Genomic DNA, 15,201 nt, shown 5'->3' on the forward strand with positions numbered 1-15,201 from the left:
ATTTCATTCCTTGTGTGTGGCTTTTCTTATCAACGATTGCTTTTGTTATCGATCATCATGGCAAGCAAGATCACGCTGGCCTTGGCGATCATCTGGTAATAGGAGCTGACATCGAGCAGGTTGAGGGCGTTATTCAGGAAGCCGATGATCAAGGCACCGATCAGGGTCCCCATGATGCGACCCTTGCCGCCCATCAGGCTGGTACCACCCAGCACCACAGCGGCGATGGCATCAAGCTCGTAACCCATGCCCGCCGTCGGCTGGGCAGAGGAGAGACGAGAGGTAACGATAAGCCCTGCCAGTGCCGAGAGCGCGCCGCACAGACCATACACCGCCAGCTTCACCCGATCCACATTGATACCGGAGAGGCGGGTTGCCGATTCGTTGCCACCCAGCGCGTAGATGTAGCGACCGAGACGGGTGTGGTTGAGCATGAACCAGGCGAGCAGGAAGACGATGGCCATCAGCCAGATGGGCACCGGCAGACCGAACAGGTAACCGGTACCGAGCCAGGCGAAGTGGTCGGCGCCATCACTGAAACCGGTGGAGATGGGACGACCCTCGGTATAGACCATGGTGATACCGCGCAGGGCGGTCATGGTGACCAGGGTGGCGATAAATGCCTGCACCTTGCCCTTGGCAATGATGAGGCCGCTGACGCCGCCCAGCAGGGCACCGGCACCCAGAGTGAGGGGCACCACCAGCCAGATCGGCAGCTCCATGGCGACCATGGTGGCGGCCAGCGCGCCGCACAGGGCCAGTACCGAGCCGACCGACAGATCGATACCGGCGGTAAGGATAACCAGCGTCATACCGACCGCCATGATGGCGTTGACCGAGGTCTGGCGCAGGATGTTGAGCAGGTTGTCGGCGGTGAAGAAGTTGGGGCTCAGAAAGGAGACCACACCAATCAGGACCAGCAGCGCGACCAGGGATTTGTTCTCGATCCACCACGCCTTGCTCATAACGCCACGGCGGGAAAGGGTTTGGGTTGTCATTGGGATGCCTCTTGCTCTGCTTGCCACTGTTTACCGACTGCCGCCGCCATCAGCTTCTCCTGATTGGCATCGCGGGTGTCGAACTCTGCGCTGATGCGCCCTTCGTGCATCACCATGATGCGATCACTCATGCCGAGCACTTCCGGCATCTCTGAGGAGACCAGAATGATGCTCATCCCCTCCTTCTTGAACTGGTTGATCAGCTGATAAATTTCCTTTTTCGCCCCCACGTCGACGCCGCGGGTCGGCTCGTCGAGGATCAGTACCTTGGGCCGGGTCAGCAGTCCCTTGGCGATGGCCACCTTCTGCTGGTTGCCGCCGGAGAGCAGTTTGATCAGCTGATCCTGACTCGGGGTCTTGATGTTGAACAGGCGCACATAGTCGCTCACCGCCTGCCGTTCGGCCTTGCCGTCAATCTTGCCGTTGCTGATGAACTCGTCGAGGGCGCACAGACTCATGTTCTCCCGCACCGAGAGTTCCAGCACCAGCCCATCCCCCTTGCGATCTTCGGAGATATAGGCGATGCCTGCGGCCAGACCATCTGCCGGGCTTTTGGGCACCAGAGTATGACCGTCAACTTGCACTTCACCGGTGCTGATGGGGCTGGCGCCGTAGATAAGCTTCATCAGCTCGGTGCGGCCGGAGCCCATCAGGCCGCTAAAGCCCAGAATTTCCCCCTGACGCAGGGAGAAGCTCACCCCACGCACGCCGGGACCGGCCAGATCTTTCACCTGCAGGTTGACGGGGCCGAGCTCGCGCTCAAGACGCGGATACTGCTCTTCCAGCCGGCGACCCACCATCATCTCGATGATCTTGTCTTCATCCAGATCGCTCACCGCCTTCTCGCCGATCCACTTGCCATCGCGCAGCACAGTGACCCGATCGCAGATCTCGAAGATCTCTTTGAGGCGGTGAGAGATATAGACGATGCCGCAACCTTGTTCGCGCAGCTCGCGGATAACCTTGAACAGCTGCTCGGTCTCGGTATCGGTCAACGCATCGGTCGGCTCGTCCATGATGATGACGCTGGCATCGAACGACAGCGCCTTGGCGATCTCCACCATCTGCTGTTCGCCGATGGAGAGATCCCCGAGTCGGGTATCCGGCCCATGCTTGACACCAAGTCGCGCCAGCAGGCCACTTGCCCGCTCGCGCAGCTGTTTGTGGTCGATGCTGCCAAAACGGGTACGGGGTTCGCGACCGAGGAAGATGTTGGCGGCAATCGACAACTCCGGCAGCAGGTTCAGCTCCTGATGGATGATGCTGATCCCCTGATCCTGAGAGTCGCGGGGGCCCTTGAAGTGGACCGACTGACCGCGGTAACTGACGCTGCCCGCATCGGCCTGATAGATACCGGTCAGCACCTTCATCAGGGTGGATTTGCCGGCGCCATTTTCACCGAGCAGGGCCATCACCTGGCCCGGATAGACCCGCAGACCCGCTTCGTCGAGGGCGCGCACACCGGGGAAGGTCTTGACGATCCCGGTCAGCTCCAGAATGGGTGAGAGGGGGGAGGTTGTGCTCATTTGCAGCTTCCTTGAAGAGGCCTTCTTTGAAGAATGTCAGAACGCCACACCGGCGCAGAGGATCAGGTTGGCGTAGGGAGTCACCTCGCCGCTGCGCACGATGGCTTTGCTCTGGCGGGAGCGGGTTTTGAACTCCTCGTGCAGGCAGTATTCGATGGCGATGGGCTTGCCCTGGGCGGCTGCGTGGGCCTCAAGCTGATCGACCAGCGCCTGATGGGCGGCGGGGCTGATCTGCTTGATCTCGCTTGCCATGATCGCTTTCTCCACCACCAGATCGGTGAGCAGGGCGGTCAGCACGGTTTCAAGGCTGGGGGTGCCCGCCATCAGCGCCAGATCGATCCGCTCCGGACCTGCCGCAATGGGCAAGCCAGCATCGCAGACGGTGATCTCGTCGGTGTGGCCCATCTGTGCCACCAGAGCACTCAGGGGAGCATTGAGCAGTACGCCTCGTTTCATACAGCACCTCATCAGGCCTTGGCCCGTCAATCTGTGAACCGTTAGGCAACCGGTTACGCAACCGGTTGCGTCATGGCGCAAAGATAGGCTTTTTACTAAGGAAGGGCCACGGCAAAACCATGGAAATGTGAAAACGATCTCAAAGGCGGGAGAAGAAGTGCAGGGGAGGAGGCAGGAAGGGTGTCAGCAGAGCCCTTACACCCTTGTTATTTATCGAGCTATTGATTTTATGGTTAGTTGGCCAGTGCCTTGGCGACCGCCGGACGGCTCAGCATGCGCTGATAATGGTCGGCAACCTTGGGGAATTCACTGATCTCGACCCCATCGCTTTTCAGCCAGCCCGCGACCACGAACAGATAGATGTCCGCCACGCTGAACTGCTCGCCCAGTACCCAGGGACCGGCCAGATAGTGCTGCTCAATCTGGGCAAAGCCATCGCGCATATTGCTGGCGACTTTCTGCTGCATGGCGGCAATGGCCTGCTCGTCATCGGCCCAGCGGCTGCCACGGCGACCGTGGGCGTGGGAGACATGCACTGTGGAGGCGAGGAAACTGTTGACCTCCTGCATGCGGGCCAGCAGGAACGGGTTGTCCAGCGGCGCCAGCTTGGCATTGGGGAAGCGCTGCGCCACATAGAGCAGCAGGGCCGGGGTCTCGGTCAGGATGCCCTGCTCGGTGACAAGGGCAGGCACCCGCCCTTTGGGGTTGATGGCAAGATACGAAGGATCACGCTGCTCCCCTGCGGCGAGGTTGACGAGACGGGGTTGGAACGGGGCATTCGCTTCCAGCAGGGCAATCTGCACGGCCATGGCACAGGTGCCGGGAGCGAAATAGAGGGTCAGATCGGACATGAATACTCCTGATTGGCTCAGGCCACCCGCGATATCGGCGAAAAATGTGTTTTCGTGATACCTCGAGGGGTCATGAAAAAAGAGAGGGGGCAACGTTTGCCCCCTCAACCAATCTACACCCCTTAGAGGTGATGAAAAAGCGCAGAATTAATCGGTTTGTTTGCCCATTTCATAAATTCCTCGGCTAAGGGCGCAAATCAGATGGTGTTGAACTTGATGGGATAGTTGATACCTGAGGATGGGCGGTTGGTACTGAAAGGACTGGGGCACAATAGCGTCCTTGGTTGTTCTCCCGCTCTTGCACGATATGATCGTCATCAGATATTCTAATTTTTGGGTCGTTACAATGAATCCTATCTAACAAGACTGATCTTCATTTAGATCATCAAACAGAAAACGGCCTTTTTAGATAACTTTTTGATGACTGCAATCGTTTGTGTTTGATACCATGTTCTTCTACAAACTTTCCACGGCTTTCATGGTGGCTGTAATGTTTTATCATGCTTTAATCCGGTTATAAAACAGCATGTAGGTAGTTGGAAATATATATGCAGTAGCCATGTTGTTTACTAAGAGAAGGGGAGTGAAACTCAGCGAAATTGAGAGTCTTAAGGAAAGGTAGGAAGTAGGTTAAGGAAAATAAAGAGGTGATCAATGGATGATGAAAAGGGAAACTCAAGCAATATCAAAAATAAAACCAAACTGATATCGGGTTTTGTAGCTTTGGCCGTGATAGGCGGAGGGTGGTACTGGTGGCTTAAAGAGCCCTATATTGAGCCAGAGATTAATCCCACCCCAACAGAATTGTTTACTATTCAGGGCGAGTTTCCTTTTGATAAGGGCTATCAATTAGCTGTTCATAGTACTTTCATTGCATCTAATAAAACTGACTCTACTTGCAGCAAAACTTTTTATGCGTTCGGTGTTATACCTGCAAATACTAGACTCAGGGGATGGCAAATAGATAACCCCATTAAGAAATATCAATCAAACAGATTCAGTGTAAAAGTGTCAAAAGACTATTTATTGCCTGACCGATGTAATTGGGTGTTAGATTCTGTTGGCTATTTTATAGTGAAGGCAGGTTCCGAGTTGGAGGCTAATTTGAAAGCTAACCCTTCAGATCAACATAATCGTCAAGGGTATTTTTTATCTTCAGCATACAGCAATTGGAGTGAGTTAAAACTGGGGAGTGTAAATATTTCATGCCGACCAGATGTTGGTCTTAACAAATTAAAAGGTGGTGTTGTTTGTAAGCGACTGAATCAAAGAGAAGTAAACACATATAGACGTAACTATAAAGTTCATAATAAACCGCTACCATCGATAGTTAATTTTAAATTCGTTATGGAGGACAAAATGTCAAGCGCTGAACAAAATACTGTTTTAGAGAGTGCATATGGCGATCCACTAAATAATAATTTGTCCTATGAAAAGGGGGTATAAAGACTGTTAGTTAGATTAGCAAATCGTAATCGGACGTTAGCTGTTTCGATAAAATTGCACAGTTATTCCCCATAAACACATCCGTTTTGCCTATATCTCCACAGTGGGGTCGCTATGAGTTCCTCCCTTCTAAATGGAGAAATACATCGCCCCCCCCTCATATTTCCCTACAAATTTGCTCTGAAGCCGGCTGCAGTGGAGCACTTACAAAAATTGTGGTCTGTCTGGCTTAAAGATGACTATCTATATATTTTGCTGTTAATCGATGCGCGCCTGTGCCTCTCAGTGTCTATGACTGTTGTGCTTAAAAATTGCGCTGGTGGTTAAAAAGAGAAGGGGGCAAATATTGCCCCCTTTATCCATTAAGCCCGTCAGAGGGTCGATTAACCGCCGACTTAACCGGCCTTGGCCACCATGGCTTTAAGCTGCAGGAAGTACTGCTCGTAGAGGCGGGAGGCATCCCCTACATCGGACTGGAACTCGCCCTTGCGCTTGATCTCGTCGCTCGGGAAGACCATGGGGTTATTGCGAAACGCCGGGGTGAGCAGGGGAATGGCATCCTTGACCGGCGTGGGGTAGCCAATCGCCTCGGCCACCTTGGCGGCCACATCGGGGCGCATCAGGAAGTTGATCAGGGCGTGGGCCTCTTTCACATGCTTGGCCTTGGCCGGGATGGCGAGGTTGTCCATCCAGAGCACGGCGCCTTCTTCGGGGTAGGTCATCTGTATGGAGGGATATTCGCGCTGGGCGCCGTAGGCCGAGCCGTTCCACAGCATGCCGATATTGACCTCACCGGCGATAAAGGGGTCGGCCGGGTTGTCGGAGTTGAACGCCTTGACGTTGGGCATCAGCTTTTTCAGGTATTCGAACGCTTCGGCGATTTGCGCCTTGTCCTGGGTGTTGGGGCTGTAGCCCAGCTGCACCAGCGCGATATGGAACACCTCGCGGGCATCGTCCATCAGCAGCAGGCTCTCTTTCCACTCCGGTGCCCAGAGTTGCTTCCAGCTGGTCACCGGCTGCTCGATGATGTCGGTGTTGGTGCCGATGCCGGTTGCGCCCCAGATATAGGGGATGGAGTAGCGGTTGTCCGGGTCGTACTCGTGGTTGAGCAGGGTAGGGTCGAGGTGCTTGAAGTTGGGCAACTGGGCGCGATCCAGCGGCTGCAGCATCCCCTCTTTGGCCATTTTCGAGATGAAATAGGTGCTGGGCACCACCACGTCATAGCCGTCGCCATGGGTTTTCAGCTTGGCGTAGAGGGTCTCGTTGGATTCGTAGGTGGAGTAGATCACCTTGATGCCGGTCTCTTGCTGGAACTGCTCCAGCAGGCCGTCCGGCACATATTCCGACCAGTTGTAGAAGTAGACCACCTTGTCGTCGGCCGCGTGAGCGCTCTGGCTCAGCAGCGGGGTGGTGAGGGTGAGGGCGGCTGCCAGCAGGGCGCCGGCCTTGTGTTGGATTGTCATCAACAACTCCTTGGGGTTATGGGGCCTTGCGGCCCACCGTGACAGAGTTCGCCAAAGATGGCGGGGACGAAACGGGCAGGGTCAACCCTGCCGTTTACGCAGTAACAGTTGCGCCAGCAGCACCATCCCGAGGGAGGCGACCAGCATCAGGGTGGCCAGGGCGTTGACCTCGGGGGAGACCCCCACCTTGACCATGGAGTAGATCTTGAGCGGCAGGATCTCGTAGGCCGGGCCGGTCACAAAGGAGCTCACCACCACGTCGTCCAGCGACAGGGTAAAGGAGAGCAGCCAGCCCGCCATCACCGCCGGCAGGGCCAGCGGCAGTATGATGCGGCGCAGGATGATCCACTCGCCAGCCCCCAGATCCCGCGCGGCTTCCAGCATCCGCACATCGAAGCCACACAGCCGCGAGTAGACGGTGATCACCACGAACGGCAGGCAGAAGGTGATGTGGGCAATCAGTAGCGACCAGAAGCCGAGCGCAATGCCGGTCACTACAAACAGGGTCAGCAGGGAGATGGCCATCACGATATCGGGGGACATCATCACCACGAACAGCATGCCGCTCACGTACTGCTTGCCGCGAAAGCGATAGCGAAACAGCGCCACGGCGGTGAGGGTGCCGATCAGGGTGGCTGCGGTGGCGGTGAGGGCGGCGATGGTCAGGGAGTGCTGGGCCGCCTGCATCAGGCTGGCGCTGGCAAACAGCTTCTCATACCAGCCCAGGGTAAAGCCGCGCCAGTCGATGCCATATTTCGACAGGTTGAAGGAGTTGGCGATCAGCACTCCGATGGGTACATAGAGATAGCCAAACACCAGCAGCAGGAACAGAGCCTTCAGTGCGCGCATCATGCCAGCTCCCCCTTCTTGCTGAGCAGTTTGCCCGCCCGCCAGTAGCAGTAGACCAACAGTGCCATCAGCACCGTCAGCATCACGCTGATGGCGGCGCCGAAGGGCCAGTCACGGCTGTTGAGGAACTGGGTCTTGATCAGGTTGCCGATCAGCAGGTGCTTGGCGCCCCCCAGCAAGTCGGAGACGTAGAACATCCCCATGGCGGGCAGGAACACCAGCAGACAACCGGCGATGATGCCGGGCAGGGTGAGGGGCAAAATGATCCGCACCAGCCGCTGCCAGCCGTTGGCGCCGAGATCCCGCGCTGCCTCCAGCAAACGGCCATCCAGCTTCTCGATGCTGGAGTAGAGCGGCAGCACCATAAAGGGGAGCAGTACATAGACCAGCCCGATGATGACGGCCACCTCGGTATACATCATCTGCAGCGGCCGCTCGATAAGCCCCAGATCCAGCAGCCAGCCATTGATCAGTCCCCGGGTGCCGAGCAGCACTTTCAGCGCATAGGTGCGGATCAGAGAGTTGGTCCAGAACGGCACCACCACCAGAAACAGCAGCAGCGGGCGGATACGCGCTGGCAGATGAGCCAGCAGCCAGGCAAAGGGGTAGCCCACCAGCAAGCAGATAGTGGTGGCGAGCAGCGCCAGCCAGAGGGAGTGGAGCAGCACCTCGAAATAGAGGGGGTCCAGCAGGCGGCCATAGTTGCTCAGGGTAAAGAGCGGCGCGATAAGCTCGGACTCGTCACGGGTCAGGAAGCTGACGCAGATGATCATCAGGTTGGGCAGAAAGACAAACAGCGTCAGCCAGCCCAGGATCAGCGCGATGGCCGTGTTGCGAAAGCCGTTGTGGGCAAAGCTGCGCGCTACCCGCAGATTAGTGAGGCTCATAGGGCAGCACCACCTCCCAGCTGTCGACCCAGTGGATCGCCACCTCCTGACCCAGACGGTAGTCAAAATCGGGGTCATCCTCGTCGAAGAACTCGGAGATAAGCAGCTGTTTGCCACTTTCGAGTTCAATCACCGAATCCAGCGTCGCCCCCTTGTAGTTGCGCTCGCGGATATTGCCCCGCAGCGCACCACTCTGATCGTCATCCTGATCGAGAATGCGCAGATCTTCCGGGCGCAGCAGCACCAGTACCTTCTCGTCTGGCTGGAACGGCAAGGCGGTATGGAGCAGGCATTCGCGCCCCTCTACCTCGGACTGCCAGATACCGGGTTCGCGCTGGCTGATCAGCTTGCCATCCATCACGTTGATCTCGCCGATAAAGCGGGCCACGAACAGGTTTGCTGGCGATTCGTAGATATCGCGCGGGGTGCCGCGCTGGATGATCTTGCCCCCCTCCATCACCAGGATGCGATCAGACATGGTGAGCGCCTCTTCCTGATCATGGGTGACGAAGACAAAGGTGATACCAAGGCGACGCTGCAGCGCCTTGAGCTCGCTCTGCATCTCCTTGCGCAGCTTGTAGTCAAGCGCCGAGAGGGATTCGTCGAGCAGCAGCAGGCGGGGCTTGTTGACCACGGCGCGGGCAATGGCGACCCGTTGCTGCTGCCCGCCGGAGAGTTGATCCGGGCGGCGGTTGGCCAGCTCGGTGAGCTGCACCATGGCGAGGGTCTCCTCGACCCGCTGGCGGATCTCGCTGGCAGGTACTTTCTGCATCTCGAGGCCAAAGGCGACGTTTTCAAACACCGTCATATGGGGGAAGAGCGCATAGCTCTGGAACACGGTGTTGATGTGCCTGTGTTCGGCGGGGATATGGGTGATCTCGTCACCGGCCAGATGGATGGTGCCACCATCGACCGATTCGAGCCCGGCCAGCAGGCGCAGCAGGGTGGTCTTGCCACAGCCGGAAGGGCCCAGCAGGGTAAGAAATTCACCGTCATAGATTTCAAGGTCAAGGTCACTCAGGATCACCTTGCCATCGTATTTTTTGCTGATCTTGTTCAGCGCGACAATTACCTGTGGATTGTTCATCATCCGCCAGTCTCACCCCAGCCAGTGGCCATCGTGTTGAAAGAGGGCCGCATTCTATGCAGCCGACACATGAAATTAAAGGCTTTTTGGCCCGAATTAGCCGCAAGTGCGCAGGAAAAACGGCTACGAATAGCGGACCAAATCGCTATAATGTGCCACCTGATTTGGTCGTTTTCGATATTGGATAGTCAATTGAGTAATAAAATGCGTATTGGCGGCTCCCTTGAGCAGTCTCTGAACCAGGGCTACCGCCTTGATCTGAAAGGGGTCATCCAGGAGGGATGGCAACAGACCCGCCGTACCGGATTTGGCCTGCTGCTGGCGATTGTCGGGGTGACGGCGATCTGGATCCTGCTTAGCAATGTGCTGCTGTTGCCCTATCTGGGGGATGACAACCAGATGAATGTGGCCATGGTGCTGAGCCTGCTGATGACGGTGGTGATGGCCCCCATGACCAGCTCCCTCGATATGCTGGGGTTGCAACAGTCGGTCGGGGTGCGTGCCCGTGCCAACCAGGTGTTCGACTTCTTCCGCCACTTTGTGCGTCTTGGCATGTTGAGCCTGCTTGGCAGTCTGCTCACCAGCCTGTTTGGCCCGCTATTCGATCTGCTGGGATTGCCCGCCGTGCTCTCTTTCATTCCCTCGGCCCTGATCGGCATGGGGCTGCTCTTTACCGTACCTCTGGTGCTGGAGCGTGGCCTGACACCGCCCCAGGCCATTCTGGTCTCTCTCAAGCTCTTTGCGCGCGGCTGGCCCAGCATTGTGCTGTTCCACGGCGTGATGACCGCGCTCTTCTTCCTGGCTCTGATCCCCATGGGGTTGGGGCTTATCTGGGTGGCACCGCTCTATTTCAACTGCAAGGGGATCCTCTATCGGGATCTCTGCGGGGTGGGGGTAGAGGTTAACGAGGTGACAGAAGGCCCCAACCATTTCAATGCATGATGCAAAAGGACGTTGAATGACCCATCGATATGGAGTGACCAAGGTTTTGCGCCAGAGTCTGCTGGCCACGCTCTTGCTGCCAGGGCTGGCGCTGGCTGAGCCGGTGCTGGATCTGCAATACAGCACCTTCTACAGCCAGATGAAGACCTTTGCCAAAGGGGAGTTTGGTCACGCCAGACTGGGGTTTTATCTGACCGATCCGCAAAATGGTCAGCGCTGTGGCCTCACCTTTGCCCGGGTTGCAACCGACAGCAAGGAGGTTGCGGGCGAGGTAACAATCGATAGCGAATTGCGCCTGCCTTTTGATGAGGATCTCAACCTCGACAAGGGGATCGTGACCGTCGGCCTGAAAGAAGAGCACGCCACATGCGATATGACGGTACAGGTGATGGCCGATGCGCCAAACGGACCCGAGCTGCCGCTGGCCGAGCTGGCGGCCCGTCAGCAGCAGATGCAGTCGCTGCTCGACAAGATGGCGGGCATGGTCGGCAAGCACTTCCTGCCGAAGATGGAAGGGGTACGCATTACCCTGGTGCAGCAGAGCGGAACAGCTTATCTGATTGATGGTGCCCGTCAGGAAGCACTGCCCTGGCAGGAAGGCCACCTGCTGCTGAGCAATAAGCAACTGGCTGCGTTCGCGACCGGGCAACTGCGCCTGCAGGGTGACGTGCTGCGACTGACCCCCTGGTTGCACAAAGGCTGATACCGATGGTGTTGTCACGTTGGTAACAGGCAGATAAAGAAAGCAAAAAAGGAGCGATTATCGCTCCTTTTTTATTGTGTGGCGTTTGCCCTGTGAGCACGGCTTAGCGCACTTCAATCACATCCAGCATGTCCATCTCGTCGATGTCCAGCAGCGGCGCCTTTGGCATCTCGGGCGGATCAAACGCCTTGTCGCCGCCATCGATGATGCCGGAGTCGCGGTTGATGCTCTTGAAGTCAAACAGCTTGTGGTCGAGCAGGTGGCTCGGGATCACGTCCTGAATGGCGGTGAACATGGTTTCGATACGACCGGGGAAGCGGCGATCCCAATCCTGCATCATCTGTTTGATGGCCTGACGCTGCAGGTTCTCCTGCGAGCCGCACAGGTTGCACGGAATGATGGGGAAGGCTTTGACGTCGGCGTAGCGGATCAGATCCTTCTCTTTGCAGTAGGCCAGCGGGCGGATCACCACGTTCTTGCCATCGTCGCTCACCAGCTTGGGCGGCATGGACTTGAGCTTGCCACCGTAGAACATGTTGAGGAACAGGGTCTCGAGGATGTCGTCGCGGTGGTGGCCAAGGGCAATCTTGGTGCAACCCAGCTCCTGGGCGGTGCGGTAGAGAATACCGCGGCGCAGCCGTGAGCAGAGGGAGCAGGTGGTTTTGCCTTCCGGTACCTTCTCCTTGACGATGGAATAGGTATCTTCCTCGACGATCTTGTACTCGATACCGAGGGAATCCAGATACTCGGGCAGCACATGCTCGGGGAAACCGGGCTGCTTCTGATCCAGGTTGACGGCAACCAGATCGAAATGGATGGGGGCGCTGGCTTTGAGGCTCATCAGTATGTCGAGCATACCGAAGCTGTCCTTGCCGCCGGAGAGGCAGACCATGACCTTGTCGCCCTCTTCAATCATGTTGAAGTCGGCAATGGCCTGACCCACGTTGCGCCGCAGGCGCTTCTGCAGTTTGTTAAAACTGTATTTTTCTTTGGCGTTCAGCTCTTCTAGCATGCTCGTAAAACCCGGGACACAAATAAGCGCGTTATTATAGCCATGTCCCGGGGGAGGGCAAGGTGCCAGGCACCTTATGATTGTTTGCGACGACTGTCGACCGGGCAGCTGTAGTCCGCCGGTTTGAGGATCAGGATGTCGCAGGAGAGGCGGTCAATCACATGTTCGGCAGTATTGCCGAGCAGAGCAGCAGAAAGACCGGTACGGCCGACACAGCCCATGATCATCAGGGTCGCCTTGAGCTCTTCGGCCATATCCGGCAACACCTCTTCCGGTAGCCCCTCTGCTACCCGGGTCCAGAGATGACCAATCCCGAACTTGTCGGCATGGCTGAGCAGCAGGCTTTCGTGATGTTTGCGGATCGCTTCGTTGTAGGCGTTGGGGTCAAACTCCGGCAGCTCGATGGCCACGTTGACCGGAGTGCCTGGGTAGGTGTTGACCAGATAGAGGTTGGAGCCCAGCAGCTCGGCGATGTCGCTTCCTTCCTGGGTGATCCGTTCGTTGAGCAGTTTCTGGTCCGGATCGTCGCTTGAGCAGTTGATGGCAGCGATGATGTTGCCGCCCCGTTGCCAGTGCCCCTTCTTGACCAGCAACACCGGACAGGGGCATTTGCGCAGCAGGTGCCAGTCGGTGGGGGTAAAGATAAAGGTTTGCAGGAAGCTGTGATGGTGTGTGGCTTTGACCACCAGATCGTGACGCTGCTCCAGCACTTCCTGAATGACACACTCGAAGGGGCGATTGTGCCAGACCACCTTCACTTCGCATTCGATCCCCTGTGCCCGATAGGGGGTCAGGATCTCGTCCAGCCACTCACGTCGCTGTGAAATGACGCCGTCGCGCATCTCTTGCCGCTCGTCCACCGAGAGCATGGCAGTCATTTCATACGAGAAGTCATAGATGGTGAGCAGCAGGGTCAGATGGGCGTTTTCGTCCAGCTCGGCGACTTTGACTGCCCGTTCGAGGGCGATTTGACGCTCCTCTTCTGGATTGATAACCACCAGAATATTCTGATATTTGACCATCTTCTCCTCCTTGGAAAAGTCCAATGACAGCAGAATCTTAGCCATTACAGCTTAGCGCAGGAGGAGGGTATGGGGAACGTACCGGATCACATTCCAGAGGAAAGGATCCGGCAGGGAACGCAGGAGAAAAGCGGGAGGGTAAGCGGAAAAATCAGCCGCAGGGCGGGCGAGTTGCACCGGCCATCATGCCAAGGGCGACCTGATCCAGCACGGTAATGTATTTGCCTTTGACGCTGATGAGACCGGACTTTTGGAAGCGGCCGAGCAGACGACTGATGGTCTCGACAGTTAGACCCAGATAGTTGCCAATGTCACCACGGGTCATGGAGAGACGGAACTCCTTGGCGGAGAAACCGCGCTCGGAGAAGCGTACCGACAGATTGTGCAGGAAGGCGGCGAGGCGCTCTTCAGCATTCTTCTTGGAGAGCAGCAGGATCATCTCCTGATCGCCCATGATTTCGCTGCTCATCAGACGCATGATCTGCTGGCGCAGTTTGGGCATCTTGCCGGAGAGATCATCCAGCACTTCAAAGGGGATCTCGCACACCATGGCCGTTTCCAGCGCCTGGGCGAAGGAGGGGTGGGCCTGCTTGTTGATGGCATCAAACCCGACCAGATCGCCAGCCAAGTGGAACGCAGTGATCTGCTCATCACCTTGCTCGGTGATGGTGTAAGACTTGATGGTCCCGGAACGGATGGCATAGAGCGATTTGAACTCATCGCCAGCCTTGAACAGCTCTTCACCCTTCTGGATCGGCTTCTTGCGCTCGATGATGCTGTCCAGCTGATCAAGCTCGTTGTCGTTCAGAGTGAAGGGAATACAGAGCTGACTGATGCTGCAATCCTGGCAATGAATTGCACAGCCACCGCTCTGGATACGTCTGCCAGGTTTCTTTTCCGGGATCATAGGCTCATACGAATAATTGATTTATATCAAACAAGTTTACCATCAACTCATCCGTTTTGGATAGGGTTTCAAAAGGAAGCAATGCCAATCCAGAAGGTATGCACCCCGAACAAAATGAGCAGCAGGGCACCGCCAAGGCGCAAACTGCGCAGGGTGAGCCAGTATCTCAGGCGATCGGCGAGTCCCCCGAGCGCGAACAAGGTGGGCAGGGTGCCGAGGCCAAAAAAGAGCATGATGAGCGCCCCGCCACTGGCCGAACCGGCCGCCGCGCTCCAGGTCAGCATGGAGTAGACCAGCCCGCAGGGCAGCCAGCCCCACACCATGCCAAAGGGCAGTGCCTGCACAGGTGAGGTGAAGGGGATAAATTTGCCCGCCAGCGGTTTGATACGGGGCCAAAGTCTGGCGCCGAGCCGCTCCAGCAGCAAGATCCCTTGCCACCAGCCCGCCAGATAAAGGCCAAGCGCAATCATCAATAACGCTGCCACCAAGCGCAATCCGGCGATGGCGTGTTTGCCTGCGCCCAGCTCGCTGGTGGTGGCGAGCAGGCCGCCCACCAGTGCACCTGCAATCACATAGCTCAGGATCCGGCCGAGGTTGTAGTTGAGCAGATAGGCGAGTCGCCCCCAAAAATGCTGCTTGTTGGCGGGGATCGCCATGGAGAGCGCGGCGGAGACGCCACCGCACATGCCAATACAGTGGGCAGAGCCTGCCAGTCCGACCAGCAGGGCGCCGGCCAGATCAAGGTTGTGGGTCATGGTCAGCAGGCTTTACGGGTTTGTGGGCAGGTTGCTCTTCGTCAAACAGGATATTGGAACCCTGCCGGTCGAGATCTTCAAACTGCTCGGAGCGAATGGCCCAGAAGAAGACGACCCCGGCGATGATCACAAACAGGATAGCGATGGGGATCAGGACAAAAATTATATTCATGAGAGGTACCTTGGCGTTCATCCTTGGCAAGCGTCCCCTATGGTAACTCTGTTCGGGCAGGGGGCCAGCCGCTATCAGTGAGAAATGTGGCCTGCATCGGAGGCAGGCCACATTTTCAGCTATTT

At 57.0% G+C, this 15,201-nt stretch carries 16 protein-coding genes; 3 read left to right on the plus strand and 13 right to left on the minus strand.

All coding sequences use genetic code 11. The annotated features are described in order from the left end of the window. Nucleotides 1-29: 29 nt before the first annotated feature. The 4 genes from rbsC to ACB042_RS03990 form a co-directional block, all read right to left on the minus strand. Nucleotides 30-998, minus strand: a complete 969-nt coding sequence (gene rbsC / locus ACB042_RS03975) for a ribose ABC transporter permease (RefSeq protein ID WP_371177851.1) — start codon at nt 996-998, stop codon at nt 30-32. After that, complete coding sequence (gene rbsA, locus ACB042_RS03980) at nt 995-2,524, minus strand: ribose ABC transporter ATP-binding protein RbsA (RefSeq protein WP_371177852.1); 1,530 nt, start codon at nt 2,522-2,524, stop codon at nt 995-997. The genes rbsC and rbsA overlap by 4 nt, the downstream gene beginning before the upstream one ends. Before the next feature lie 36 nt (nt 2,525-2,560). After that, nucleotides 2,561-2,980 (minus strand): D-ribose pyranase, encoded by a 420-nt coding sequence (gene rbsD / locus ACB042_RS03985; RefSeq protein ID WP_042011449.1) that lies wholly within the window; start codon nt 2,978-2,980, stop codon nt 2,561-2,563. Nucleotides 2,981-3,213: 233 nt separating this feature from the next. Further along, a complete protein-coding gene (locus tag ACB042_RS03990; RefSeq protein WP_040065580.1) occupies nt 3,214-3,831 on the minus strand; it encodes a glutathione S-transferase family protein in 618 nt (205 codons plus the stop codon). Nucleotides 3,832-4,485: 654 nt separating this feature from the next. Here ACB042_RS03990 and ACB042_RS03995 point away from each other — a divergent pair. Continuing rightward, nucleotides 4,486-5,277 (plus strand): hypothetical protein, encoded by a 792-nt coding sequence (locus tag ACB042_RS03995; RefSeq protein ID WP_371177853.1) that lies wholly within the window; start codon nt 4,486-4,488, stop codon nt 5,275-5,277. 395 nt (nt 5,278-5,672) lie between these two features. Here the strand turns inward: ACB042_RS03995 and ACB042_RS04000 are convergent, their stop codons facing one another. The 4 genes from ACB042_RS04000 to potA form a co-directional block, all read right to left on the minus strand. Continuing rightward, the gene (locus ACB042_RS04000; RefSeq protein WP_005345409.1) at nt 5,673-6,740 is read right to left on the minus strand and encodes an extracellular solute-binding protein; all 1,068 of its coding nucleotides are present in this window, start codon (nt 6,738-6,740) and stop codon (nt 5,673-5,675) included. Between the two features lie 81 nt (nt 6,741-6,821). Next, a complete protein-coding gene (gene potC, locus ACB042_RS04005; RefSeq protein ID WP_005336644.1) occupies nt 6,822-7,592 on the minus strand; it encodes a spermidine/putrescine ABC transporter permease PotC in 771 nt (256 codons plus the stop codon). After that, complete coding sequence (gene potB / locus ACB042_RS04010; RefSeq protein WP_371177854.1) at nt 7,589-8,476, minus strand: spermidine/putrescine ABC transporter permease PotB; 888 nt, start codon at nt 8,474-8,476, stop codon at nt 7,589-7,591. The genes potC and potB overlap by 4 nt, the downstream gene beginning before the upstream one ends. Next, on the minus strand, nt 8,463-9,566 hold the full coding sequence (potA, locus tag ACB042_RS04015; protein ID WP_371177855.1) for a spermidine/putrescine ABC transporter ATP-binding protein PotA: 1,104 nt from the start codon (nt 9,564-9,566) through the stop codon (nt 8,463-8,465). Before potA ends, potB begins: the two co-directional genes overlap by 14 nt. A gap of 201 nt (nt 9,567-9,767) precedes the next feature. Here potA and ACB042_RS04020 point away from each other — a divergent pair, with 201 nt between their 5' ends. Further along, on the plus strand, nt 9,768-10,505 hold the full coding sequence (locus ACB042_RS04020) for a hypothetical protein (RefSeq protein WP_181363584.1): 738 nt from the start codon (nt 9,768-9,770) through the stop codon (nt 10,503-10,505). Nucleotides 10,506-10,521: 16 nt separating this feature from the next. After that, nucleotides 10,522-11,208, plus strand: a complete 687-nt coding sequence (locus tag ACB042_RS04025; RefSeq protein WP_371177856.1) for a DUF2987 domain-containing protein — start codon at nt 10,522-10,524, stop codon at nt 11,206-11,208. A 103-nt stretch (nt 11,209-11,311) separates the two neighbouring features. On the opposite strand, the gene ttcA is transcribed toward ACB042_RS04025, so the two are convergent. The 5 genes from ttcA to ccoS form a co-directional block, all read right to left on the minus strand. After that, on the minus strand, nt 11,312-12,220 hold the full coding sequence (ttcA, locus tag ACB042_RS04030; RefSeq protein WP_005336634.1) for a tRNA 2-thiocytidine(32) synthetase TtcA: 909 nt from the start codon (nt 12,218-12,220) through the stop codon (nt 11,312-11,314). Between the two features lie 74 nt (nt 12,221-12,294). After that, nucleotides 12,295-13,242, minus strand: a complete 948-nt coding sequence (uspE, locus tag ACB042_RS04035) for a universal stress protein UspE (RefSeq protein WP_371177857.1) — start codon at nt 13,240-13,242, stop codon at nt 12,295-12,297. A gap of 151 nt (nt 13,243-13,393) precedes the next feature. After that, the gene (locus ACB042_RS04040; RefSeq protein WP_005351934.1) at nt 13,394-14,149 is read right to left on the minus strand and encodes an FNR family transcription factor; all 756 of its coding nucleotides are present in this window, start codon (nt 14,147-14,149) and stop codon (nt 13,394-13,396) included. Nucleotides 14,150-14,217: 68 nt separating this feature from the next. Then, on the minus strand, nt 14,218-14,904 hold the full coding sequence (locus tag ACB042_RS04045) for a sulfite exporter TauE/SafE family protein (protein WP_042054997.1): 687 nt from the start codon (nt 14,902-14,904) through the stop codon (nt 14,218-14,220). Next, entirely contained in the window at nt 14,888-15,076 is a 189-nt protein-coding gene (gene ccoS / locus ACB042_RS04050; RefSeq protein ID WP_005336630.1) for a cbb3-type cytochrome oxidase assembly protein CcoS, read from the minus strand. The genes ACB042_RS04045 and ccoS overlap by 17 nt, the downstream gene beginning before the upstream one ends. Nucleotides 15,077-15,201 lie beyond the last annotated feature (125 nt).

Origin of the sequence: Aeromonas sp. S13(2024) (assembly GCF_041402405.1) — a bacterium.
Classification (GTDB): Bacteria; Pseudomonadota; Gammaproteobacteria; order Enterobacterales; family Aeromonadaceae; genus Aeromonas; species Aeromonas veronii.

Bases quoted from the DNA above. Each gene is read 5' to 3' on its own strand.
- rbsC (WP_371177851.1), bottom strand. From the start codon at position 998: ATGACAACCCAAACCCTTTCCCGCCGTGGCGTTATGAGCAAGGCGTGG.
- rbsA (WP_371177852.1), bottom strand. From the start codon at position 2,524: ATGAGCACAACCTCCCCCCTCTCACCCATTCTGGAGCTGACCGGGATC.
- rbsD (WP_042011449.1), bottom strand. From the start codon at position 2,980: ATGAAACGAGGCGTACTGCTCAATGCTCCCCTGAGTGCTCTGGTGGCA.
- ACB042_RS03990 (WP_040065580.1), bottom strand. From the start codon at position 3,831: ATGTCCGATCTGACCCTCTATTTCGCTCCCGGCACCTGTGCCATGGCC.
- ACB042_RS03995 (WP_371177853.1), top strand. From the start codon at position 4,486: ATGGATGATGAAAAGGGAAACTCAAGCAATATCAAAAATAAAACCAAA.
- ACB042_RS04000 (WP_005345409.1), bottom strand. From the start codon at position 6,740: ATGACAATCCAACACAAGGCCGGCGCCCTGCTGGCAGCCGCCCTCACC.
- potC (WP_005336644.1), bottom strand. From the start codon at position 7,592: ATGATGCGCGCACTGAAGGCTCTGTTCCTGCTGCTGGTGTTTGGCTAT.
- potB (WP_371177854.1), bottom strand. From the start codon at position 8,476: ATGAGCCTCACTAATCTGCGGGTAGCGCGCAGCTTTGCCCACAACGGC.
- potA (WP_371177855.1), bottom strand. From the start codon at position 9,566: ATGATGAACAATCCACAGGTAATTGTCGCGCTGAACAAGATCAGCAAA.
- ACB042_RS04020 (WP_181363584.1), top strand. From the start codon at position 9,768: ATGCGTATTGGCGGCTCCCTTGAGCAGTCTCTGAACCAGGGCTACCGC.
- ACB042_RS04025 (WP_371177856.1), top strand. From the start codon at position 10,522: ATGACCCATCGATATGGAGTGACCAAGGTTTTGCGCCAGAGTCTGCTG.
- ttcA (WP_005336634.1), bottom strand. From the start codon at position 12,220: ATGCTAGAAGAGCTGAACGCCAAAGAAAAATACAGTTTTAACAAACTG.
- uspE (WP_371177857.1), bottom strand. From the start codon at position 13,242: ATGGTCAAATATCAGAATATTCTGGTGGTTATCAATCCAGAAGAGGAG.
- ACB042_RS04040 (WP_005351934.1), bottom strand. From the start codon at position 14,149: ATGATCCCGGAAAAGAAACCTGGCAGACGTATCCAGAGCGGTGGCTGT.
- ACB042_RS04045 (WP_042054997.1), bottom strand. From the start codon at position 14,904: ATGACCCACAACCTTGATCTGGCCGGCGCCCTGCTGGTCGGACTGGCA.
- ccoS (WP_005336630.1), bottom strand. From the start codon at position 15,076: ATGAATATAATTTTTGTCCTGATCCCCATCGCTATCCTGTTTGTGATC.